Genomic DNA, 23,609 nt, shown 5'->3' on the forward strand with positions numbered 1-23,609 from the left:
TACCTATGAAAAAAATTGGTGAGCACAGAACACTTCTTGGAGTAGATAAAAATGCTACGTTAAAAGATTTAAAAACAATTTACAGAAATGTGATGAAAGATACACATCCTGATAAATTTATCAATGATGAAGCCGGCAAACTGGAAGCTGAAGAAAAGAGTAAATCTGTGATTGAAGCCTATCATTTTTTGGTAAGCATTAATCCTGAAACGCAGGAAAAATATAAGGAAGAATATACTGAAACCATTACCAAATCTAATATTCAGGATTTTTATCTTGAAAAAGCAGTATTGACGGTTCAGCATTTGAACGGCAACATGTACGAATATATCGGAGTTCCGAGAAATACCTACATTAAAATGGTGAACGCCGACTCTCCAAGCCGTTTTGCAAGAAGACATATCTATGGAAACTTTATCTATAGAAAGTCCGGTGAGGCAATGGCTGATTAATTTTTTCTCATATAAAAAATATATAAAGGCTTTCGGTAGATTCCGGAAGTCTTTTTTATTAAAAAAACATCATTTCCTGCCAATAATTAATATATATACTATAAAAAGCGCCTCAGAAAATCTGAGGCGCTTTCGGTTAATTAATAAGGTTTATTTTATTTATCTAAATGCTTGGGAGTAAATCCGTCTTCATTCAGTTCTCTGTGTACATAATCTGCTTTCATTTCAGCTTCGTAGTCTACTTTATTGTCTTTCCCCATTCTTCTTAGAATAGAATCAAATAATGAGTATACTACCGGTACAATAATCAATGTAAGGAATAGAGACGACGTTAAACCACCGATAACTACCCATGCAAGACCTTTGTTCATCTCTGCTCCTGCTCCGGTTGCCAATGCAATCGGTAACATACCGAAGATCATCGCAATCGTTGTCATCAGGATCGGACGAAGACGTGCATGATTCGCTTGTACCAATGCATCGTGAGTAGTGGCTCCGGCAGCCTTTCTTGCGTTGGTAAAGTCTACAATCATAATCGCATTCTTCGCAACAAGACCAATCAACATGATCATACCCAACATGGTAAAGATATTCAATGAATTGGCTGTCAAGGCAAGAATTACCATTACCCCGATCATCGCCAACGGGATAGAGAATAATACTACGAAAGGATATACGAAACTGTCATATAAGGATACCATTACCAGGTATACCAATACGATAGCCGCTAATAATGCGATTCCTAAAGTACCAAATCCCTCCTGCTGGTTTTCCATATCACCACTCCAGATGTAATCTACACCAATAGGCTTGTCTTTACTATCTTTAAATTTGGCGGCCCATTCATTGGCCACATCACCCACCGGTCTACCTACTGCTTTTGCTCTTACTTTTACAGATGGAGATTTATCTCTACGTTCAAGTAAACTTGGTCCTGAACCCATTTTCACATCCGCAAACTGGCTCAAACGAACCTGCTCACCCTTAGGATTTGTGAACATCAGATTTTTAACATCATCAATGGATTGTCTGTTAACATCACCAAAACGGATATTAATATCATATTCATATTCTCCGGCTCTAAACTTTCCGTCCGTATTTCCGTTGAATGCAGTCTGCATTGTTTGTCCTACACTTGAAAGATTCAGTCCTAGTGAAGCCATTTTATCTCTGTCTATATTTACCTGAACTTCAGGGCTTCCTGAGTCTGTTGATAATTCAGCATCTACTGCCCCTGGAACTTTTTTCAACAGTTCAAGAATTCTTGTTGCTTCTTTTACAGCTTTTTCATTATCCGGAGCAGTTACTACCATTTCAATCGGAGCATTTTCAGCCCCCATGATACCAATTGGCGCTGTTTTAAACTCAACTCCTGTAAACTTCTCCTCTAAAGCTCTTTTTACTTTAGCTGCCTTGATATTGGTACTTTCCGAACGCTCAGATTTATCTGTCAGGTTTACCTGAACTTCCGATTGGTAGGTTGTTGCCTGAGCCCCACCAAAACCTGTTGATTGCTGACCAACCGTAGTAATTAAGTCTACAACATCTTTATCATTTCTTAGAAACTTCTCAACGTCTAATGTCAGTTGGTTTGTTTTTTCAATGGTTGCATCCTTCGAAAGCTCCATCTGTACCAGGAACTGTCCACGATCAATCGGCGGGAAGAATTCACCTCCAATGAAACCAAAGATTACCAACAAGAATGAACTGACCAAAATAATGAAGGTAACAACCACTGTTGTAATTCTTCTTAATGTTGTTTTTAAACACCATTCAAGAATATCTGTAACCCAATGGGTAAATTTATCAATTAAACCTTCAAACCAAAGGATAAATTTCTCGAACCAGTTTTTACCGGTTAAGTGCTCCAGTTTTCCAAATCTTGATGATAGCCATGGGATAATGGTAAATGAAGCCAATAATGATAATAAGGTTGCAATAACTACCGTGACACAAAACTGAGCCAGGATGTTGGCTACAAGACCGGAACTCATTGCAATCGGTAAGAATACCACCACAATTACCAACGTAATCGCTGCAACGGTAAATCCAATCTCTGAAGCACCATCATACGCTGCCCTGATCTTGCTTTTACCCATCTCCATGTGACGGTAAATGTTTTCCAGTACTACAATTGCATCATCCACAAGGATACCTACCACCAATGATAGCCCCAGTAAACTCATCAGGTTCAAGGTATACCCCATCAAATTCATTCCAATGAAAGCTGCAATCAATGAAGCCGGAATCGACACCATTACAATGAATGCATTTCTGATACTGTGAAGGAATAACAACATTACAATCGCCACAAGAATAATCGCCAGGAACAAGTCGAAAATAACGTGGTTTGCCGATTCCAGGGTAAAGTCTGTTGTATCATTTACAATTTTCACTTTTATTCCCTGCAATTTATAAGCTGCTTCTACTGTTTTAATCGTCTCCTGAACGCTTTCAGAAACGGCAACAGCATTGGCATCAGATTGCTTTTTAACCTGAATCAAGATGGTTGGAAACTGATTAAATCTTGCTACTTTTTCAACATCTTTCTGAGAGTCAAAAACTGTTGCAATATCAGATAAACGAACTTGTGCTCCATTTTTATTGGAAACAACAAGATTATTCATTTCCTCTGTAGATTTATATTTTCCTGATAACCTGATGGTAGATTTTGTCGTTCTCGTTTTCAAGCTCCCCGTTGGAAAGTCAAGGTTTGAGGAAAGGATCGCTTGTTGTACATCCGAAACTGAAAGTCCGTAACCTTGTAATTTTTTCTCATCCAGATTGACCTGAATTTCTCTTTCCTGTCCACCTACAAGATCCACTTTTGCAACCCCGTTTACACGTGAGAAGATCGGTTCTATCTTTTTATCTAATAAATCATAAAGATCTTTACTGTTCAGTTTATCGGATGAAATACTCATCGTAATAATGGGTAGATCATCCAGGGAGAACTTATTCAGTGAAGGGGCTTTTACATCATCCGGGAAGTCTCCCAGAATTGCATTTACCTTTCTTTGTGCATCATTCAAAGCAAAGTCAACATCGGCTCCATTGTTCAGCTGAACCATAATAACGGATAAGCTCTCATAGGAAGAAGACTCTACTTTCTTTACATTTTCCAGGGAACCTACGGCATCTTCAATCTTTCGGGTTACCGAGGTTTCCACCTCTGCAGGAGAAGCTCCCGGATACACCGTAGAAATAGTTACCATATTGGTTTCAAACTTCGGAATCAATTCGTACCCCATTTGAGTATAACTCAGGATACCTCCCAGCGTCAGAATTGTAAATAATACAATTACCAACGAGGGTCTTTTAATCGATATTTCTGCTAACTTCATAAACCTGCTACTTAATGATGTTTACTTTAGATCCGCTATCCAGGTTGATTTGTCCGCTGGTTACCACTTGCTCACCTCCGTTTAATCCACTTAATACCTGAACTTTATCCCCGTAGACTTTTCCAACAGTTACTTTAATCAACTTAGCCACTCCATTTTCAACCACAAAAAGCTGACCTGAGCTTACCCCGTTTACAAAAGCTTCAGCAGGAACTGTTAACATATTCTGGGTTTCTGCTCCATGATTTGTTTTAAATGTAGCTGTAGCGTACATCCCTGCTTTTAAGTTTCCTCTGTTCTGAACTTCAATTTCAACCGGGAAATTCAAAGAAGCATCACTCTTAGGTGCGATAAATGTGATTCTACCTGAGAAAGAATCTTCCGGTAGAACATTCACTTTAATCGGAACTTCCTGCCCCAGCTGAATTCTTCCAATCTGGCTTTCATCCACTAAAACAGAAAGCTTTAAACTGTTGATATTAACAATTTCAAACATGGAAGTTCCCACAGAAACAACTGTTCCGGGCTCAACCATTTTTTTGTTAATCGTACCGCTTATTCCTGCGCGGATGCTTGTATCATTTACTCGTACTCCCTGCGCTTTTACAGCAGCCTGCATATTTTTAAGCTGTAACCTTGAATTGTCAAGTTGTTGTTTTGTAACTCCACCTGTTTTATATGCGTTTTCGTACCGTTGGTTATCAATAATGGCATTCTGAAGATTATTTTGAGCCTGAGTAACATCCACTTCGATAGCATCTCTTTTAATGGTTGCCAGGACCTGGCCTGCTCCTACTCTTGAACCTTCTTTTACCATTACATTTACAATACGACCGGCTATTTCAGAAGATTGGTTCATTTCCTGTTTAGGAATAAAAGTTCCGTTTGCAGAATAATCCGTATCAATATTCTCTCTTGAAACCGTTACAATATTAACATTGATTTTATCTACCTGCTTGGCAACTTCCTTTACTTCCTGAGTCTGTTTCTCTTTGTTACCGGCAATTTTATAAGCGGCTAAACCTATCAGTACAGCGGCTACGATGATATATATTAAAGTTTTTTTCATTTGTTTATTATAAGTTTTGTAGTGTGTTTAACTCTCCTTTTGCTTTAATTACCTTGATCTCAGCTTGTTTATAGTCCAGCAATGCATTCGCATAGTTCTGTTTAGCCTGCGTAAGAGCATTTTCAGTATCCAATACTTCAGTAAGTGTTGCCAAACCATATTGATAGTTAGACTGAGTATTTTTCTGTACTTTTTCAGCAAGATCCACATTATCCTTCATGCTTTGAATATTGATTATTGCATTTTCCATATTGGAAATAGCATTTTTATAATCTAAACTCAGGTTCAATTTTTTGTTCAGGATATCCTGATCTAGATCCTGAATATCAATTTCTGCCTGTTGAATCTGAGCTCTTGTCGCACCTCCCATGAAGATTGGAATTTTAACCGCCAGGCCAATAGATGCGTAATCTCCCCAATTGGTACCCTGAGCAGATCCTGTAGTATAGGGAAATTTATTTCCAAGACCTTGCCAACCATAGTTAGCAGTAAGCCCTACAGTGGGATAAAGATTAGCTATCGTTGCTTTTTTATTGTATTGTAAAAGCTCTTTTTGCTTGTTTAAAACTTTCAGCTCTGAACGGGTTTCCAAATTAACATTAGTTGCCAATAATTCAGGATTGGGTATAATTTCCTTTTGTTCCAGTTCAATCGGAGTATCAATAGGAACTCCCATATAAAACTTCAATGAGTTTTTTGAAACTTCTACCCCATTGATCAATTGTTGTTTATTGGATTTAATATTAGTAAGCTGAACATTGGTACGATCAAGGTCGATAGATTTGGCTAACCCATTATCTACCAAACTTTTAATAACGTTTCTTACACGTTCTGTATTGGCATAACTTTCTTCAACCGTTTTAAGATTCTCTTCCTGAACAAAGACCTGATAATAAGCTGTAGCTACATTTTCAATAATTTGTTCATTCGTTAATTCAGAATTTAAAAGATAAAATTCACGGGTTGACTTTGCCGCTTTAAGACCAATAAACACTCTTTGGTCAAAAATATTCTGATTAAGAGTAACAACATTTACAGATTGCCATTTTGTTCCGAAAGCTACCGGAATAAGCTCACCCGGTTTGCCTACGATCTCTCCCGGAAGGACAGACTTTTGCAGAATGGGATTGTATGTATTGTTTATCGTTGCACTGATCTGAGGTAGAGCTCCTGCTCTTGCCTCATCAATCTTATATTCAGCTTTTTTGACCTGTAAGGCAGCTTTTTTTGCTTCCGCCTTATTTTGAAGTGCCTGTTTGATTGCTTCCTGCAGGGAAACCTGCTGCTGGGCAGACACCGATGAAAAGCTGAAAATCATAAATGCTGCAGCTATCCCAATTTTTAGCTTTTTAGCAGTTATACGTTTTCTTTTCATAATTTTATACTTCGTTTATTTTTTATTTAGTTCAGTCTTTATTTTTCTAAATGACGAATCATTTTAAGAAATACTTTAGTTTTTTTTAATTTTTAAATAACATATTGATAATAATCCCTCTTCGTTCTGAGATAATCTTATCATATTCCTCATCATTAATTAATAAATTCTCCATGAATAGTGGTCTTATTGCACTTGGAAAAACCAATAATGAAACCATATTCAGGATAAACTGAACAGGTGCCATTTTTTCGATATTCCCCAATTCCATTTCTTTTTCGATATCCCTGTATAAATTTTTCAGAATATCCTCTTCAATTTCTCTGTGATGACAGGTTCCTTTATTGATCTGTGAAACAATGTAAGTTTCCAGATACGGATACTGAAGACTCGTAGCCAGGCTGCTTTCTATGAATTTGCTGATCTTCTCTTTAAAAGGTAGATCTGAATTCTGAATAATATTCGATTTTTCCTGTTCTACTTTCTGAGCCTCATCAAAAATGATTTGAATCAGTTTATCTCTTGATCGGAAATAATAATTAATAAGAGTTCTGTTCACTCCGGCTGCATCGGCAATCTCCTGCGTAGTAGCATCAAATTTTCCTTTCACAAAGAATAAATTCTTCGCTGTCTCCTTGATCAATTCCTGTGTTTGGTCTTTTTTTGCTTGATTTGACATTTTTGTTAAACAAATTTGTGCAAAATTAAACAATTTTCGTTTTTGACAAAATTGTTAAACAAAAAAATTAAACTAAATTGTTATGATTTGCATCATGTTTTCAAATTTTCAATCAAAAGTTCTTTTTCTATATTTTAAAGCAAAAAAAATAGGCTGCATGATGCAGCCTATTTAATTTATATTATTTAAATCAATTTTTCACAAAATCTTTTTCTATAACAATTTGATTTTATCATCTAAGATATCAATAATTTTATCTTTGTAAAGTCCTCCGACGGCCTTCTTAAAGTTCTTCTTGCTCATTTGAAGCTCATCTCTGATCTCTTCAGGAGAAGATTTATCCGACACATACAGAAGCCCATAATTCTCTTCCAGTTTGTTCAAAATCTTTTGTCTGAATTCATCAATATTTTCAAAACCTTCCGGCTGCAAAGAAATATCAATTTTTCCATCTTCACGAATCGCTTTAATATAGCCCGTTTCTTCTGATAATGGATATAACTTTTTGAATACATCAGATACATAAATCAGACCGATATATTTTTTGTTGATCACCACATTCCAGCCTAGCTCACTTTCATTCATCATAATCAGATCAACCTTATCTCCTTTTCGAAATGGCAAATCCTGATATTGTGGGTTTCTCTTAAACTTGGTAGTTCCGGTAATCAATTCCATATCTTCTTCAACATAAATGTATACCAAATACCTTTTTCCTTCAATAATTTTGGTTTTCTGCTGTTTATAAGGAATAAATAAATCTTTAATAATTCCCCAATCCATAAAAGCCCCGCTTGGAAGACTCTGAACACAGCTCATTACGGCAAACTCTCCCACTTCAGCCAATGGAATTTCAGTAGTAGCTTTTAATTTATCATCATCCTGATAAACAAAAACTTCTACTTCTTCACCTACTTCTTTTTCATTTTGAATGAAGATTTTAGGTAAAAAAGCCTTTTCACCGGATCCATCTGTCAGGATCCATCCTGAATTATTTTTTTCTGAAATTTCTAAACTTTGAGTTTTTCCGAGTTGCATTGATGATAAATTAGCTGACAAAGGTACGGAAATTTGAAGATTTCAACCTAGTTAATCACAATCTAATGTGTTTAAAGAACTAATTAATCGTTAATGAAGCCGATAAAACCAGTACATTTGAATAAAAATACTAAAACATGAAAAAATACTGGATCATAACATTTCTTCTTTGTGCCTTCACTCTGAATGCACAGATTTTTGAAAAAACAGCTTTTAATCTCGGATATCGCTATACAGGAAGAAATGTTTTACAGGCAGGGCTGGAGCTCAGAATCGGGGAATCAAGCTATAAATCAGTGATTATTGGTCCATCTGTACTGTACACCCGCATCAATCAGACGGATAAATTCCTTCCGGAAGCTAACATTTATTACACTAACAATGGGCAACTCTATGGGGCTTCCATCAATCCGTATTCGATAGAACCCAGAATTGGTATTTCCGTATTCAATCTGTTTTTTCTGAATACCGGTTACGCTTTTCCTATTCATAAAGATAAGTATTTTAAAGGCATAACTTTTGGAATACAGTTTAATATTGCTCCTACAAAAGGCTCAAAATTTTATAATCAGATGAAAATGATGTAGTTTTCAGTTACGAATTACTTTACCTCATACACGACCATTTTTATTCGTGAATAAGTGGCATCTTTTTATTTTCAATAAAATACAAAGATAGTTTCTTACTTGAAGTTTTTTGCCACGAATACACGAATAATTCTACCTTAGTTATCTGTTAATGATAATATAAGGATGTGGTTTTATGGCTCTGGAAGCTCCCTATAATCTGGAAATATAATCCATCAATTCACGTCTGCTGTTTTCAAAATCAAAAGCATCACTCACGACAAAGTATTTGTTTTTATCCACACAATTATGGTACATTGATTTAGCCAGTGCCAGTTTATTTTTATCAAAACTCATAGATTTTACAAGATCCCTGATCTGAACAGCAGTAAACATGGAGGTACGCATTTGCTGGTTAATGAACTTTATTTTTCCATCATCAAAACTTTCTTTTTTCTGTAGCATTTCGAAAAATTGACTAAAGGTACGATCGTCCATTACATTTCCGGAGTTATTCCAATTTCCGGATGAATTTCCGTACGGATTATTCCATATATCATTCCAGTCACTAAATCCATATTGCCCCTGAACAGGATAAGAATCCAGCAAATACAAACCTTCATTAGTAAAGAAATCCAGTACCATTCTATTGTTATTGCGTAGCATCAGAGTTGTTCTGTAGATGAGAAAACCATTTTCATAGATGGATATAGGCATTCTTCCCGATTGCAAATCAAAAAAACGATACTTTCCGGAGCCATTTGCCATCATCTGATCACCTATTTCAACGGTGAAAAATCCTTGTTCAGGAATACGCAAAAAAACTTCTGCATATCCATAATTTTTATTCCATTGATAGGTTGAATTCTTACTTTTATTTCTAGGATCAAATGTATTACGGTCGGAGGTTTTATTTTTCAGCCTGGAGTTATCAGGAGACTGCATTTCTGTTTTGGATGCTTCATTTCGGAGTAATTCTCCTGTTTTTCCTGCTTCCTGAGCGAATGTATTTACAGTGACTGCAAACATCAAACTTATAAAGATTTTCTTCATGTCTTTTTTCCTACATGACAGTCCATTTCTATGCCAAAAAAAGAGAAATCATGTATGATTTCTCTTTTTATATTTTGATGACTAAATCTTTAATCAAGTCTTAAATATGAATAGGTCTTTTTCCTGTAGCATCTAATGCAGCCTCTTTAATAGCTTCTGCATAAGTTGGGTGAGCGTGAGAACTTCTTGCAATATCTTCAGCACTTGCACGGAATTCCATTGCAATTACTCCTTCAGCAATAAGGTCAGCAGCTCTTGCGCCTACGATATGCATCCCAAGAACCTCATCTGTTTTCTCATCAGCAATAATCTTAACGAAACCATCAACATCACCACTGGCACGGCTTCTTCCTAACGCTCTCATCGGGAAGTTACCTACTTTATAAGCGACTCCTTCTTCTTTAAGCTGCTCTTCTGTTTTTCCTACTCCTGCCACTTCCGGCCATGTGTAAACAACACCAGGAATTAAGTTGTAGTTGATATGTGGTTTTTGACCTGCTAAAATTTCAGCAACCAACGTTCCTTCTTCACTCGCTTTGTGAGCAAGCATTGCTCCTTTGATCACATCTCCGATAGCATAGATGTTAGCCACGTTAGTTTGAAGATGATCGTTTACTTTTACTCTTCCTCTTTCATCAAGCTCTACTCCTGCTTTTTCAAGACCAAGACCTTCTGTATAAGGTTTTCTTCCCACAGAAACTAAACAGTAATCTCCTTCTACAACTACTTCTTCACCTTTTTTATCTTTAGCAGTAACTTTTACAGTATCTCCGTTTCTTTCAACACCGGAAACAGCTGTAGAAAGCATAAACTTCATACCTTGTTTTTTAAGAACTTTAGTTAATTCTTTGCTTAAAGCGCCATCCATTCCAGGGATAATTTTATCCATGAACTCCACTACCGTTACCTGAGATCCTAATCTTAAGTATACAGATCCTAATTCAAGACCGATCACTCCACCTCCGATTACGACAAGATGTTTAGGGATTTCTTTAAGATTTAAAGCTTCAGTAGAGGTAATAACTCTTTCTTTATCAAGAGAAATAAAAGGTAAAGAAGAAGGTTTAGAACCTGTTGCTATAATTGTATATTTTGATTCAATCGTTTCAGAAGAACCGTCATTTTTTGTGATTTTGATTTGAGTAGCAGATTCAAAACTTCCTACTCCTTCAAAAACAGTGATTTTGTTTTTGTCCATCAAATAGTTGATCCCTTTTGTTGTCTGATCTACCACTTCGTTTTTACGAGCAACCATTCTTTGAATATCAGCCTGTGGATCATTAATCAAAATTCCATGACTTGCAAAATTGTGTTTTGCATTCTCAAAATGCTCAGAGCTATCTAAAAGTGCTTTTGACGGAATACATCCAACGTTAAGACAAGTTCCGCCTAAAGTTGAATATTTTTCAATAATTGCTGTTTTGAAACCTAACTGTGCTGCACGGATAGCAGCTACATAACCTCCAGGACCAGAACCTATTACGGTAACATCGAATTGACTCATGTTTTTTTATGAATTTGTTTATTATTATCTATCTTAACTCTCACAAATTTACATATAAATTACCAAGCACCAAAGTGAGTTTTATCAATTTTGAGATCAAAAAATTTTAAATATCTTACCGTGGTCATCAATCTAACTTCAGCTTTCCACTTCCTATGGTTCCAGAGCTTTCAAAAAATGAACCTCCGTAGACATACCATTCAAGATTTTCCAGAAACTCTATTGTATTTTCCGGGGTTATCTGTGAACGTTCTTTTTTTGAAACAATTCCTTTGTACCATCTTCCGGATTGGGAATAATGCTCATATTCAACAAAATAATGAATCCATATCCTCTGACATAACTTACACTGCTGAATACTTACTTCCCCATGTCTTCCGTTGGTGTGATCGATACCTAATTCCGAGTTTCTAAATTCAGTATAATTAAAGTCAGGTTTTTCACAAGCGCATCCTATCTGCGAGATTTTATTCATTGAAATTTATTTTACCAGATGTCAAATCTAAGAAAATAAAAGCCCATAAGGCAAATCATATAGTGATACTACTTTATTAAATCCAGCAAAACTTTTTCATATTGATTCAAAATAATGTCCTTTGAAAATCTTGATTTAATTGAATTTTTTATGGCATCCCTGTTATAATTGTTCTGGAGAATTGTAGTAATTTTCTTAGCAAAATCTTCATAATTCTCGATATTTGAAATTTCTCCGTTGACAGTACTTTGGATAATTTCATTAATCCCACCCGGACAATTATTTGCCAGGGAATAAGTTCCACAGGCCCCTGCTTCCAACAGTACATTCGGGAATCCTTCATACCTTGAAGACAGGATAAATAGATCCGCATATTTTAAAAACTGATAAGGATTTTCCTGTCTGCCATGAAAAACAACATTTTTAAGATCCAGAACATCTCTCATTTGATACAGCATCTCTTTATCTTTTCCATCCCCAAGAATATGGAGTAAGATGTTTTCACTTTTAAGTCTTGCAAAAACTTTCAGCAAATTATCAAAACCTTTTCTGGCTGAAAGATTGCCAATAGCTACGACATGTTTATAATTGTATTTAAAACTTTCTGGTTTCAGTGATTCTGTAATTTTTTCATTAATAAAATCAAAGTCGACAGGATTATTGATCTTGACAATTTTTTTCTTTTTGATATTAAAATTATTGATGAGATCATTTTTCATATCATCACTTTGCGCAATGATTCTCTGATAGTTATTGTAAAAATTATAGAAAAATTTGATTTCTCTTCGGGTAACATGTTGGGTAACCACATTGGTCTCCCTAGCAATGAATTTCGTTCTCGGAAAAAGCTTGATAAATAAAGCCAGATAAGCATTCACCTCTCCAAAACCTGAAAAAACAATATCAGGTTTTCTTCTGTAGATTTCTCCCAATATCGGTTTCAATGAATGTCTGATTCTCTCCGTATTGATATCAATAATTTCGACATCTTTCTTCAGGAAATTAAGGTATCCCCCACTTTTACGCAACAACAAAATCTTAGGTTCAAAACGATCCCTTGAAAGGTGATTGGCAATCGTAGTAACAATTCTTTCCGCTCCTCCTGTTTCCAGATCGGGCAGAATAAATATGACAGAGATTTTTTTCATCAGTTAAAGTTACTAAAAAGTTTAGTTACAAGTCAAATATTCCTTTTGCCGTTACAGTATTTTACTCATGCATTGTGGTTAAAACAAACAGGCTGACTCAGTTTTGAATCAGCCTGTTATTTATTTTTTTTATTTCAGACCTTAGTTTGCTACATCGCTGATAAACTTGATTCTCAGCATTCTTACTTCTTCATCAGAAAGTTCATCTCCAAATTCATCTAACAATACCTTCATGCTGTCGCTTTCAGATTCGTTCATGAACTCCATAAAACCTTCTACAATATCTTCATCGAAATTATCTTCAATATAATAGTCTATATTGAGTTTTGTTCCCTGATAAACGATCCTTTCCATTTCTTTCAAAAGCTCGTCCATAGAGAGGTTTTTGGCTCTTGCAATATCTTCAAGATCAATCTTTTTATCTGTACTCTGGATGATGAACACTTTATGGCTGGATTTATTAGCCACTTGTTTCAATACCATGTCCTGGGTACGTTCAATATTATTATCTTCTACATAAGTCTTAATATAATCGGCAAACTCTTTGCCATATTTTTTAGCTTTTCCTTCTCCTACTCCGTAAATTTTGGTAATCTCATCTACTGTAATCGGATACTGAACGGTCATATCCTCCAAACTTGGATCCATAAATACCGTATAGGGCGGAATACCATGTTTTTTGGCTACTTTTTTCCTTAGTTCTTTTAAAAGGTTAAACAATTTCTGATCCATTCCTCCACTGGCCAGTTGTTGTACCTGATCACTTTCTGCCTTTGCCTGAGTAAGATCAAATTCTCGGTCTTCTGCAATTAAAAATGCTCCTTTAGACTTTCCATTCAGCACATTTCTACCTTTTTCAGCAATCTTTATGACGCCATAAGTTTCAATATCTTTTTGTAAAAAATTCTGTACCGTTGCCTGTCTAAGAATCGTTTTCCAATAATTATCTTTTTCATGTTTGCCAAAACCAAAATAAGTACTTTGTTCAAGTTTATATGATTTTGTCACAGCAGTTTCCTTTCCTACAATAACAGAGATAAGATCTTTAGCTTTAAATTTCTCCCCTGTATCATTGATCAGTTCAAGAGCCTTTTTCAAATCAGCGGTTGCATCTTTCAACTTTGGAGGATTGGATGAATTATCACACATTTTTGCTCCTTCTCCTTTCACAGGATCAAAAGCTTCTCCAAAATAATATAAGATATATTGTCTTCTGCTCATTGACGTTTCTGCGTAACCTACAACCTCGTTAAGAAGCTGCAATCCGATTTCTCTTTCAGAAACAGGTTTTTGTGCCAGAAACTTTTCTAATTTCTCTATATCTTTTGGATCATAGAATGCCAGACAATGTCCTTCACCACCATCTCTTCCTGCTCTTCCTGTCTCCTGGTAGTAACTTTCCAGTGATTTAGGAAAATCATAATGGATTACGAAACGTACATCCGGCTTATCAATTCCCATCCCGAAGGCAATGGTTGCCACAATGACGTCCACATCTTCCATCAGAAACTTATCCTGGTTTGTTACTCTTATTTTTTGATCAAGACCTGCATGATAAGGAAGTGCATTGATGCCATTGACTTGCAAAAGCTGGGCAAACTCCTCAACTTTTCTCCGGCTCAGGCAATATACAATCCCGGATTTTCCTTTATGCTGATTGATAAATTTTACGATCTCCCTATCTACATTAATTTTAGGACATACCTCATAATACAGATTAGGACGGTTGAAACTTTCTTTAAAAACTAAAGCATTTGTCATCCCTAAAGTCTTCTGAATATCATCCTGAACTTTAGGAGTTGCTGTTGCCGTCAAAGCAATCACCGGTACATTGGCAATTTTATCTATGATCTGTTTTAAATTTCTGTATTCAGGTCTGAAATCATGTCCCCATTCTGAAATACAGTGTGCCTCGTCAATGGCAAAGAAAGAAATTTTAACATCTTTCAAAAAGTCCAGATAATCATCTTTAATTAATGATTCCGGAGCTACGTACAAAAGTTTGGTTTTTCCACTTTTAATATCATCAAAAACCTGTTTCGTCTGTGTCTTGTTTAATGATGAATTTAATACGTGTGCCACCCCATCTTCTGATGAGAGGCCGTTTACTGCATCTACCTGATTCTTCATTAACGCGATTAGGGGCGACACAACGATCGCCGTCCCTTCCGAAATAAGAGCCGGAAGCTGGTAACATAATGATTTGCCACCACCTGTAGGCATCAAAACAAATATGTCTTTCCCATTCAAAAGATTTTCTATGATTTGTTCCTGCTGACCCTTAAATGTAGAAAACCCAAAATACTTTTTCAATTCGCCTGATAAATTGGCTTTTTTTGCGCTCATCTAATTTTCTATTGCTAAATTTGCATCTAACCCAAAGTTATAAAAATTCTGCTTAAAATAAAAGCGAACGAATTTATAAAAAATAAAATTTATATTAAATATTCTTTTTAAAATATAACGTTTTTTAAGAACTTTTTTGTATACCTTATCAAAGTAAAATGGAGAGAACCAACATTATATCAATTGCTAAAACTACTTTAGAAATTGAAATTGCAGAGCTTGAAAAATTAAAAAACAGAATTGATAACCAATTTGCAGAGGCGGTAGAGATCATTCATGCTGCAAAAGGGAAGCTGATTGTAGTAGGAATAGGAAAATCTGCCCATGTGGGAAATAAGATTGTTGCCACTTTAAACTCTACGGGAACTCCATCACAATTTCTTCATGCCTCGGAAGCTATTCACGGGGATCTGGGTGTAATTCAGAAACAAGACGTTGTCTTATGTATATCCAATTCAGGAAATTCTCCTGAAATTACCAATCTTGTTCCTTATTTAAAAGACTATTCTTCTGCTTTGATAGGAATGACAGGAAATAAAAACAGTAAACTTGCTGAGTTTTCCGAAATTATACTAGATACCCATGTAGATGTTGAGGCTTGTCCTAATAAATTGGCTCCTACGAGCTCTACAACAATTCAAATGGCTCTTGGTGATGCTTTGGCTGTTGCTTTAATGGAACTCAATAATTTCAAAGCAAATGATTTTGCCAAATTCCATCCGGGAGGAAGTTTGGGTAAAAACCTTACTTCAAAAGTTGAGCAGTTTCTTTCTTCACAGAAACCTCAGGTAACAGAAGATGCCTCTATAAGAGATGTTATCATATCTATCAGTGCTTCAAGCCACGGAATTACTGTAGTTACCCGTGAAGAACAAATCATCGGAGTTATTACAGACGGAGATTTGAGAAGGATGCTGATGAAGGGAGAAGATATCACCAAGGTTTTGGCTAAAGATATTATGTCTGCTCACCCAAGAACTATAGAAAAAGAATCGCTGGCCAAAGAAGCGATGAAAGTTTTAAAAGAAAATAACATCGGACAGCTGGTGGTGACCGAAAATGGAAAATATTTTGGAATCATTGATCTGCACAAGCTCCTTGATGAAGGAATAAACTAATCCTGATGTCATGAGTGATTTTCTGAAAAAACATATCAGCGAACTCATCCATTTGACTGATGATGAATTTGAAACGGTACAAACTTTTTTCATAAAAAAGAAATTCCGCAAAAGACAATTTCTTGTACAGGAACAGCAACCTGTAACCGAAATTTATCTGATAGAAAAAGGGATTCTTAAAAGCAGTACTCTCGACAGTACAGGAAAAGAACATATTCTTCAGTTGGCAACTGCCCATTGGTGGATTTCAGATTTTGCCGCTTTTTTTAAAGAGGAAATTTCTTCATTAGCTGTTGATTGTATTGAAGATTCTGAAGTATATGCTATTTCTTATGAGAATCTAAATATCCTTTGTTCAAAGCTTCCCGCTATGGAACATTTTTTTAGAATAAAATCCAATTTTGGATATGTAGCATTGCAGCAGAGAATTCTTTCATTAATGAGCAAAACCGCCAGAGAACGATATGAAGATTTCGTAAAGCAATATCCCGGATTTATAGATCATATACCCAAACAGCTTATAGCAAGCTATCTTGGAGTTTCAAGAGAAACATTAAGCAGACTATATTCTTAGATGTGACCTGAGTCACATCTTTTTTTTGACTTATATCCTTATATCAACTGCCGGAAATTTCCAACCTTTGTATCATAATTTTTAAAACAAAAACAATGAAAAAGAAAGCATTAATCGTAGTAACAAGTGTAGAAAAATACCCTGATATGGATCGGGCAACCGGACTATGGCTGGGTGAAGCTGTTCATTTTTATGAAAAACTGCATGAAAAAGGATACGAAATTGATTTCGTGAGCCCAAAAGGAGGTTATACCCCACTTGATCCCATTTCTTTGCAAATGTTTGTACAGCCTGTAGATTGGAAATATTATGCGGATAAAACATTTAGAGAAAAACTCGGAAACACTCTAAAGCCAGAAAATATTATTCCCGGGGAGTATAGCATAATTTATTATTCCGGAGGACATGGAGTGGTATGGGACTTTCCTGACGATGAAAAATTACAGGAAATAGCTCGTACAATCTATGAAAACGAAGGAATTGTTTCTTCTGTATGTCACGGAGCTGTTGGTCTTTTCAATATTACACTTTCTGACGGAGAATTATTGATTAAAGGAAAAACGGTTACCGGATTTTCAAATTCGGAAGAAATTGCAGCGGAACTTGCTGACCACATGCCATATCTTACCGAGGACGTTCTGAAGAGTAAGGGTGCTCATTATGTAAAGGCTGATCAGGATTTTGTTCCATTTGCTGTTGCGGACGGAAAACTGGTCACGGGACAGAATCCTCAATCGGGAGGCCGTGTTGCAGAAAAAGTATTGGAAATACTGGAAAAGTAAATATGGAATTGGTCGCGTTGAAAGCCAGATACAGCCAAACAAGACTCTTGATTGGCTGTATTTTTTTAAATAATATGAAATCTCAGCAGCTTAAAACTTGAAAAAAAACATGAACAATAAATTCTAAATACTGATTATTATTTCATAATTTCGCAGACTTAAACTGCTACCCTATGTTGGGTTGGCATTTTGGATAGATTCTATTTTATGGACAATAATAAAGAAATGTCCTTTCTTGGGCATATTGGGGAATTAAGAGGGCATCTGGTCCGTTCGATTATTGCTATCGTAATTGCAGCTTTTGTAGTTGGATTTAATATCAACTGGATTATGGACCATATCTTTTTTGGTCCTACAAGAAATGATTTCCCTACCTTCAAAATTGTAAATCATTTTTCGAGAATGATTTTGGGAGAAGATAGTATTCATCTGCCCAAAGATTTTCCTGTTCGTGTACAGAGGTTGTATCAGCAGTTTAATGTAATGATGGCGGTTTCAGTTTTTGGAGGAATGGTTTTGGCATTCCCTTATATTGTTTGGGAATTATGGCGTTTTATAGGCCCGGCTTTACATCCAAGAGAGAGAAAAAATTCAATCTATATTATCAATGCAGTATGGATGCTTTTTATGACCGGGGTTTTATGCGGTTACTTTCTCATCCTCCCTTTTGCTGTCAACTTCGGTGTTATTTTTAAAATCTCAGATATTATCGTTCCGTTATATGACCTCAGTGATTATACCACCTTATTTTTACAGGTAGTATTGGGGATGGGGGTGATTTTCCTCTTCCCTATTCTGATCTATTTCCTTACCAGTATCGGAATTCTGACACCAATATTTATGAAAACCTATCGTCGTCATGCTATTGTTTTAATCATGGTGGTAGCAGCAATTATAACTCCGGCAGATGTTTTGAGTATGTTGATGGCCGCTTTCCCACTGTTGATCCTCTATGAATTTAGTATTATGATGTGTACTTTTACGTATAAAAGAGTTCAAAAAAGCAATGGAAATCTTCCTGCAGTACAGAAATAATTGAATTGCTAAACTATAAAAAGAGCTGGTTCCATATGATGGAACCAGCTCTTTTTTATTACTCATATTCTAAATAACCTCCATTTTACTGTTTATTTTTTTCATCAATAATACTAATATTGTAAAAAAAATAAACCAATTGTCATTTATACAAGTTATTAATTCAATAAGTGAATTATTTTACAAAAAACAGGTGTTAAATTTATAATTTCAATATTTAATTAATTATTTTTACACCAAAATCATAAAAAAAACAATACATTACCAAATCTTTATGAAAAAGAAAATTATTTTCGTTTTTGCGTTAGCCATTGGGTTAACGAGTTTACAAGCACAACGTTGGGAAGTTGTTTCTCAGAAAATCAATCCAATAAGGAAAGAAGTAAAGGTAATCCAATCTTACAAAGTTGATCTCAATTCACTGAGAGAGTTATTAAAAACTGCTCCCGAAGCGGGTAAAGGAAATCCTATTGTGGTTTCTATTCCCACTACCGATGGTAAAATTGAAAGATTCTCAGTTTACAGTTCACCTGTTGTGGCAAAGTCAATGGCAGATAGATATGATTTGGGGGCTTATTCAGGTGTTGGGCTTGATAACCCTACAAAGCAGGTCAGGCTAAGTACGGCACCCAATGATTTCCAATCGATGCTTTTTGATACCAAGACAGGACAGTATGAATTTATAGAACCTATTAATAAAGAAAAAGACATCTTTGGAGTCTTCTTTAAATCTAACAAAACATCTGACGGGAAACCTTTTGAATGTAAACCATCTGAACCTAAACAATCAAAGGAACAGATGAAAGATCTTCTTAATTCAAAAAGTGTTTTGGAAAAAGCCGGAACATTTAACAGAAGTACAGACCAAAAATACAGAACCTATAGATTGGCAGTATCTGTGAATGGCGAGTACACCCAACTGGCGGGAGGAGTTCCCGCTGCTGCAGGACGCATCAACGCGACTATAAACAGGGTAAATGCCGTATATGAAAAGGATTTGGGAATCCATTTGATCGTGCAGGATTTACCTCAACTGATTTTTACAGATCCCGCAACGGACCCTTATTCAGATGCTGTTCTTAATCCCGATGGTTCCTATTCTGCTCCTGATGACTGGAATTTGCAGGTTCAGCGAACCCTTACCAATACTGCGGGTGTAGGCAACGCAGCATATGATGTGGGACATTTTTTTGGACATAGAGGTGGTGGCGGATCAGCAGGGGATATCGGAAACGTGTGCCGAAATCCTGCCAATAACGATGATGACACTTCAAAAGGAGCAGGAATTACCTCGCCTGCAGTAAATGATCAGCCTTTTGGAGATGCTTTTGATATTGATTACGTAGCCCATGAACTAGGCCACCAGTTTGGAGGACGTCATACCATGTCTGTTATTCATCCTCAAACAGATCGTCCGATAGAACCGGGATCCGGGTCTACGATAATGGGGTATGCCGGTATTACTCAGGCAAATGTGCAAATGCACTCTGATGCTTATTTCCATGTGTTAAACATTGAACAAATACAACAATATGTAAATTCTCAAGGTTGCGGAACAGTTACCCCTGTAGCCAATACTCCACCTCTCATACAACCAATTCCTAATAAAAACATTCCAAAAGGAACTGCTTTTGTATTGACTGCAAGTGCCGCAGATGCACAAAATGATCCAATGAGTTATACCTGGGAGCAATATGATATTGCAACCAGCAAATTTAATAATGTAGATGCTAATCGTAATAATGGAGCCAATTTCAGATCATTGTCACCTACCGATTCTCCTACACGCTATTTTCCGAAACTTTCGAGTGTCTTGAATGGAACACTTACCAATAACGCAGACTGGGAAACGGTATCCAATGTAGCAAGGGAAATGAACTTCAAAGTAACCGTGAGAGACAACAATCCGGATATTACTCAACAGCAGACTCAAAGCAGTTTGGTTAAATTGAATGTCGGAAGTGACGGGCCGTTTAAAGTAAGTTCCTCGACGGTTTATAATAATACGGCCGGAGCTATTGCCTGGGATGTGGTAAATACTAATAACAGTACCTACAATGTATCGAACGTTAAAATAGATTACACTACAGATAACGGAACAACATGGACCGTAATTTCACCTTCAACACCTAATGACGGAACAGAACCATATTCTTTCTCTTCATTGGCTACGGGTGCCAATGTAAAGATCAGAGTAAGTGCTATCGACAATGTATTCTATGCCATAGGAAATGCTACTGTTTCTGCTGCTGCTGCGTGTTCTTCCAATGCTCCGTCAGGAGTTTCTGTTTCCGGAATCACCAGAACTTCCGCCAGCATCAATTGGCCGGCTTTACAAGGTGCTACTTATTCTCTGATGTATAGAAAAACAGGATCAGCTACCTGGACAACGGTTCCTGTAGCAACAAACTCCTACTATGTTTCAGGATTAGAAGAAGCTACTCAATATGAAGTACAGGTAGCTAATATCTGTGGTAGCACTACCGGCAGCTATTCGACCTCTACCAATTTCACAACATTGTCGGTTACCGCATGTGTAGTTTCTTCCGATCCTTCAGATGAATTTATCTCCAATGTTACGATAACTCCAGTGGGAATGGCAGCCGTTTCAAATAACAGTGGTGCATCAAACTATAGTAATTTTACTACTGATCCTACAAAACTCATCACTCTTAAAAAAGGGTCTTCAGGTAATACAATCAGTGTTACAAAGCAATGGACTTCAAGCCAATACAATGAAGGAGTTACTGCCTGGATAGATTTTAATAAAGATGGGGCATTCTCTGCCTCAGAAAAAATATTCACAAGTCCTGCTAATAAAGTAACGCCTGTTTCCGGAACATTCTCCGTACCGGTAGATGCTGTCACCGGAGGAAATCTTATCATGAGAGTGACGATGGCTTATAATGCTCAGCCACAAGATGCATGTGTCAGCCCGAGCTATGGTGAAATTGAAGATTATCCTGTTCGTATACAAGATGATGCGTTAAGCACAACCGATATAACGAAAGATAACAGTAATATTCAAATCTACCCTAATCCGGCAAGTGATGTACTGAACGTAACAAAGGTTTCAGGTAAAGCTCAATTTACCATTACAAATGCAGCAGGACAGCTAGTGATGAAGGGCCAGATTACAGATAATAAAATCTCTGTGGCCAAACTAATCACGGGAGGGTATGTTATTTCAATTGAAGATAAAGGAACAACTTCTAACTTGAAATTCATTAAAAAATAAAATCATTTTTCAATATCAGGCCCGACAGGAATGTCGGGCTTTTTTATATTCTGAAAACAACAATTTTCACATTTATTTACATTTTTACTTATTCGCAATTTTGCTGTTAATTAAATTTTCTATTTTTGAAAAGATTATTAATAAAGTTAAAATGAAAAAGCTGTCATATACACTTTTATTTGTTTCCGGAATTGCCTTTGGTCAATTCTTTGAAAAGGATAAAGTATTCACTAAACAAGATACTCTGAAAGGATCCGACACTCAATTCAGAAATTTCTGGGATGTCAAAAAATATGATCTTTCTGTAGAACCGGATTTTGCCCAGAAAAGCATTAAAGGAAACAATAAAATCAGCTTTGAAATTATTAAAGATATTACAAATCCTGTGTTTCAGATCGACCTTCAGCAACCAATGAAAGCCGATAAAATAACAGGAAATTTCCCCATTAAAAACTATAAGCAGGATGGTGATTTCATTTTTGTAACAGCCAATAAAACTTTTAAAAAGGGAGAAAAATATAGTATTGATGTTACCTACTCCGGAAATCCTTTAATTGCCAAAAGAGCGCCATGGGATGGAGGCTGGGTTTTTACCAAAGATGAAAAGGGGAATCCATGGATGAGTGTTGCGGATGAAGGAATCGGAGCGTCTATCTGGCTTCCTACTAAAGATATTTGGAGTGATGAGCCGGATAACGGTATCACGATGAAAATTATTACCCCAAAGGATCTTGTAGGAGTTGGAAACGGAAGATTAATTGATCAAAAAACCGTGGGTACCAAAACAACTTATACCTGGGAGGTCAAAAATCCTATCAATGCCTACTCCATCATCCCTAATATCGGAAAATATGTAAACTTTAAAGATATTTTCAACGGAGAAAAAGGAAAGCTGGATCTGGACTACTGGGTGTTGGATTATAATTTGGAAAAGGCCAAAAAACAATTTCAACAGGTAAAGCCTATGCTCTCAGCATTTGAATATTGGTTTGGCCCTTACCCATTCTACGAAGATTCCTATAAATTGGTAGATTCACCTTACTTAGGAATGGAGCACCAAAGCAATGTTGCTTATGGAAACAACTATGAGAATGGCTATCGTGGAAAAGATTTATCAGGAACCGGAATCGGATTACATTGGGACTATATCATTATTCACGAAAGTGGCCACGAATGGTTTGCCAACAATATTACAGCAAAAGATCAGGCGGATATGTGGATTCATGAAAGTTTTACCATGTATTCAGAGGTTCTCTTCACTGAAAAGTATATGGACAAAAAATCGGCTGATATTTATATGATCGGACTGAGAAATGTAATCCAAAACGATATTCCTATCATTGGACATTATGGAGTAAGAAATGAAGGTAGTGGGGATATGTATCCGAAAGGAGCCAATATGCTTCACACCATACGACAGGTAATTAATAATGATGAAAAATTCAGACAGATTTTAAGAGGTTTAAGCAAAGATTTTTATCATCAGACCGTTACAACCCAACAGATTGAAGATTATCTTTCTTCAAAATCAGGAATTGATTTCTCAACGGTTTTTGACCAGTATTTAAGGACTATAAAAATTCCAACACTTGAATACACGCAGACCGGCAATACTTTGAAATTCAGATATACGGACATTGTGAAAAACCTTAAACTACCTATCATCATTCCCGGAGACCAAACTATTAATCCGACGGAAGAATGGCAAACCGTACAACTAAAAAACAGCAATCCTGTTGATTGGAATAAAAACTATTATATCAACTACAACAATGTTGAGTAAATAAGAGAGTAAAGGGTGAAACTTCAGTTT

General features: G+C 36.2%; 18 protein-coding genes. 8 read left to right on the plus strand and 10 right to left on the minus strand.

From position 1 onward, the window contains the following. The first annotated feature begins 5 nt into the window (after positions 1 to 5). Positions 6 to 452: a KTSC domain-containing protein gene (locus C1631_RS04030; protein WP_109710605.1), complete on the plus strand. Its 447-nt coding sequence runs from the start codon at positions 6 to 8 to the stop codon at positions 450 to 452. A gap of 155 nt (positions 453 to 607) precedes the next feature. Here C1631_RS04030 and C1631_RS04035 read toward each other — a convergent pair whose 3' ends face one another. From C1631_RS04035 to C1631_RS04055, 5 genes are all read right to left on the minus strand, one after another. Beyond that, on the minus strand, positions 608 to 3,796 hold the full coding sequence (locus tag C1631_RS04035; RefSeq protein ID WP_109710606.1) for an efflux RND transporter permease subunit: 3,189 nt from the start codon (positions 3,794 to 3,796) through the stop codon (positions 608 to 610). 7 nt (positions 3,797 to 3,803) lie between these two features. Next, the gene (locus C1631_RS04040) at positions 3,804 to 4,865 is read right to left on the minus strand and encodes an efflux RND transporter periplasmic adaptor subunit (RefSeq protein ID WP_103247877.1); all 1,062 of its coding nucleotides are present in this window, start codon (positions 4,863 to 4,865) and stop codon (positions 3,804 to 3,806) included. A 7-nt stretch (positions 4,866 to 4,872) separates the two neighbouring features. Next, complete coding sequence (locus C1631_RS04045) at positions 4,873 to 6,240, minus strand: TolC family protein (protein WP_109710608.1); 1,368 nt, start codon at positions 6,238 to 6,240, stop codon at positions 4,873 to 4,875. An 85-nt stretch (positions 6,241 to 6,325) separates the two neighbouring features. After that, positions 6,326 to 6,919: a TetR/AcrR family transcriptional regulator gene (locus C1631_RS04050; protein ID WP_109710609.1), complete on the minus strand. Its 594-nt coding sequence runs from the start codon at positions 6,917 to 6,919 to the stop codon at positions 6,326 to 6,328. A 213-nt stretch (positions 6,920 to 7,132) separates the two neighbouring features. After that, positions 7,133 to 7,957 (minus strand): CvfB family protein, encoded by an 825-nt coding sequence (locus C1631_RS04055; RefSeq protein WP_109710611.1) that lies wholly within the window; start codon positions 7,955 to 7,957, stop codon positions 7,133 to 7,135. 137 nt (positions 7,958 to 8,094) lie between these two features. On the opposite strand from C1631_RS04055, the gene C1631_RS04060 reads away from it, so the two are divergent. After that, entirely contained in the window at positions 8,095 to 8,544 is a 450-nt protein-coding gene (locus C1631_RS04060; RefSeq protein ID WP_103247880.1) for a hypothetical protein, read from the plus strand. A gap of 192 nt (positions 8,545 to 8,736) precedes the next feature. Here the strand turns inward: C1631_RS04060 and C1631_RS04065 are convergent, their stop codons facing one another. The 5 genes from C1631_RS04065 to recQ all read right to left on the minus strand — a co-directional run bounded on the left by C1631_RS04065 (position 8,737) and on the right by recQ (position 15,049). Further along, positions 8,737 to 9,576 carry a proline and serine-rich protein 1 family protein gene (locus tag C1631_RS04065; protein ID WP_109710613.1) on the minus strand — a complete coding sequence of 280 codons (840 nt, stop codon included), beginning with the start codon at positions 9,574 to 9,576 and terminating at the stop codon, positions 8,737 to 8,739. Between the two features lie 100 nt (positions 9,577 to 9,676). Further along, on the minus strand, positions 9,677 to 11,080 hold the full coding sequence (lpdA, locus tag C1631_RS04070; protein WP_109710614.1) for a dihydrolipoyl dehydrogenase: 1,404 nt from the start codon (positions 11,078 to 11,080) through the stop codon (positions 9,677 to 9,679). A gap of 127 nt (positions 11,081 to 11,207) precedes the next feature. Then, positions 11,208 to 11,555 carry a hypothetical protein gene (locus C1631_RS04075; RefSeq protein WP_103247883.1) on the minus strand — a complete coding sequence of 116 codons (348 nt, stop codon included), beginning with the start codon at positions 11,553 to 11,555 and terminating at the stop codon, positions 11,208 to 11,210. Positions 11,556 to 11,623: 68 nt separating this feature from the next. Then, complete coding sequence (locus tag C1631_RS04080; RefSeq protein ID WP_109710616.1) at positions 11,624 to 12,703, minus strand: glycosyltransferase; 1,080 nt, start codon at positions 12,701 to 12,703, stop codon at positions 11,624 to 11,626. A gap of 141 nt (positions 12,704 to 12,844) precedes the next feature. Beyond that, complete coding sequence (recQ, locus tag C1631_RS04085) at positions 12,845 to 15,049, minus strand: DNA helicase RecQ (RefSeq protein WP_109710617.1); 2,205 nt, start codon at positions 15,047 to 15,049, stop codon at positions 12,845 to 12,847. Between the two features lie 158 nt (positions 15,050 to 15,207). Between recQ and C1631_RS04090 the strand changes: the two genes are divergently transcribed. The 6 genes from C1631_RS04090 (at position 15,208) to C1631_RS04115 (ending at position 23,579) form a co-directional block, all read left to right on the plus strand. Further along, entirely contained in the window at positions 15,208 to 16,167 is a 960-nt protein-coding gene (locus C1631_RS04090) for a KpsF/GutQ family sugar-phosphate isomerase (RefSeq protein ID WP_109710619.1), read from the plus strand. A gap of 10 nt (positions 16,168 to 16,177) precedes the next feature. Further along, positions 16,178 to 16,741 carry a Crp/Fnr family transcriptional regulator gene (locus C1631_RS04095; protein ID WP_109710620.1) on the plus strand — a complete coding sequence of 188 codons (564 nt, stop codon included), beginning with the start codon at positions 16,178 to 16,180 and terminating at the stop codon, positions 16,739 to 16,741. Between the two features lie 95 nt (positions 16,742 to 16,836). Then, positions 16,837 to 17,523 (plus strand): type 1 glutamine amidotransferase domain-containing protein, encoded by a 687-nt coding sequence (locus C1631_RS04100; RefSeq protein WP_103249381.1) that lies wholly within the window; start codon positions 16,837 to 16,839, stop codon positions 17,521 to 17,523. Between the two features lie 207 nt (positions 17,524 to 17,730). Continuing rightward, the gene (gene tatC / locus C1631_RS04105; protein ID WP_103249380.1) at positions 17,731 to 18,558 is read left to right on the plus strand and encodes a twin-arginine translocase subunit TatC; all 828 of its coding nucleotides are present in this window, start codon (positions 17,731 to 17,733) and stop codon (positions 18,556 to 18,558) included. 274 nt (positions 18,559 to 18,832) lie between these two features. Next, entirely contained in the window at positions 18,833 to 21,796 is a 2,964-nt protein-coding gene (locus C1631_RS04110; protein ID WP_109710622.1) for a reprolysin-like metallopeptidase, read from the plus strand. A gap of 151 nt (positions 21,797 to 21,947) precedes the next feature. Beyond that, positions 21,948 to 23,579, plus strand: a complete 1,632-nt coding sequence (locus tag C1631_RS04115) for a M1 family metallopeptidase (RefSeq protein ID WP_109711453.1) — start codon at positions 21,948 to 21,950, stop codon at positions 23,577 to 23,579. The last annotated feature ends 30 nt before the right edge of the window (positions 23,580 to 23,609 follow it).

The sequence above is a fragment of the Chryseobacterium phosphatilyticum genome, from assembly GCF_002899825.2.
GTDB lineage: Bacteria > Bacteroidota > Bacteroidia > Flavobacteriales > Weeksellaceae > Chryseobacterium > Chryseobacterium phosphatilyticum.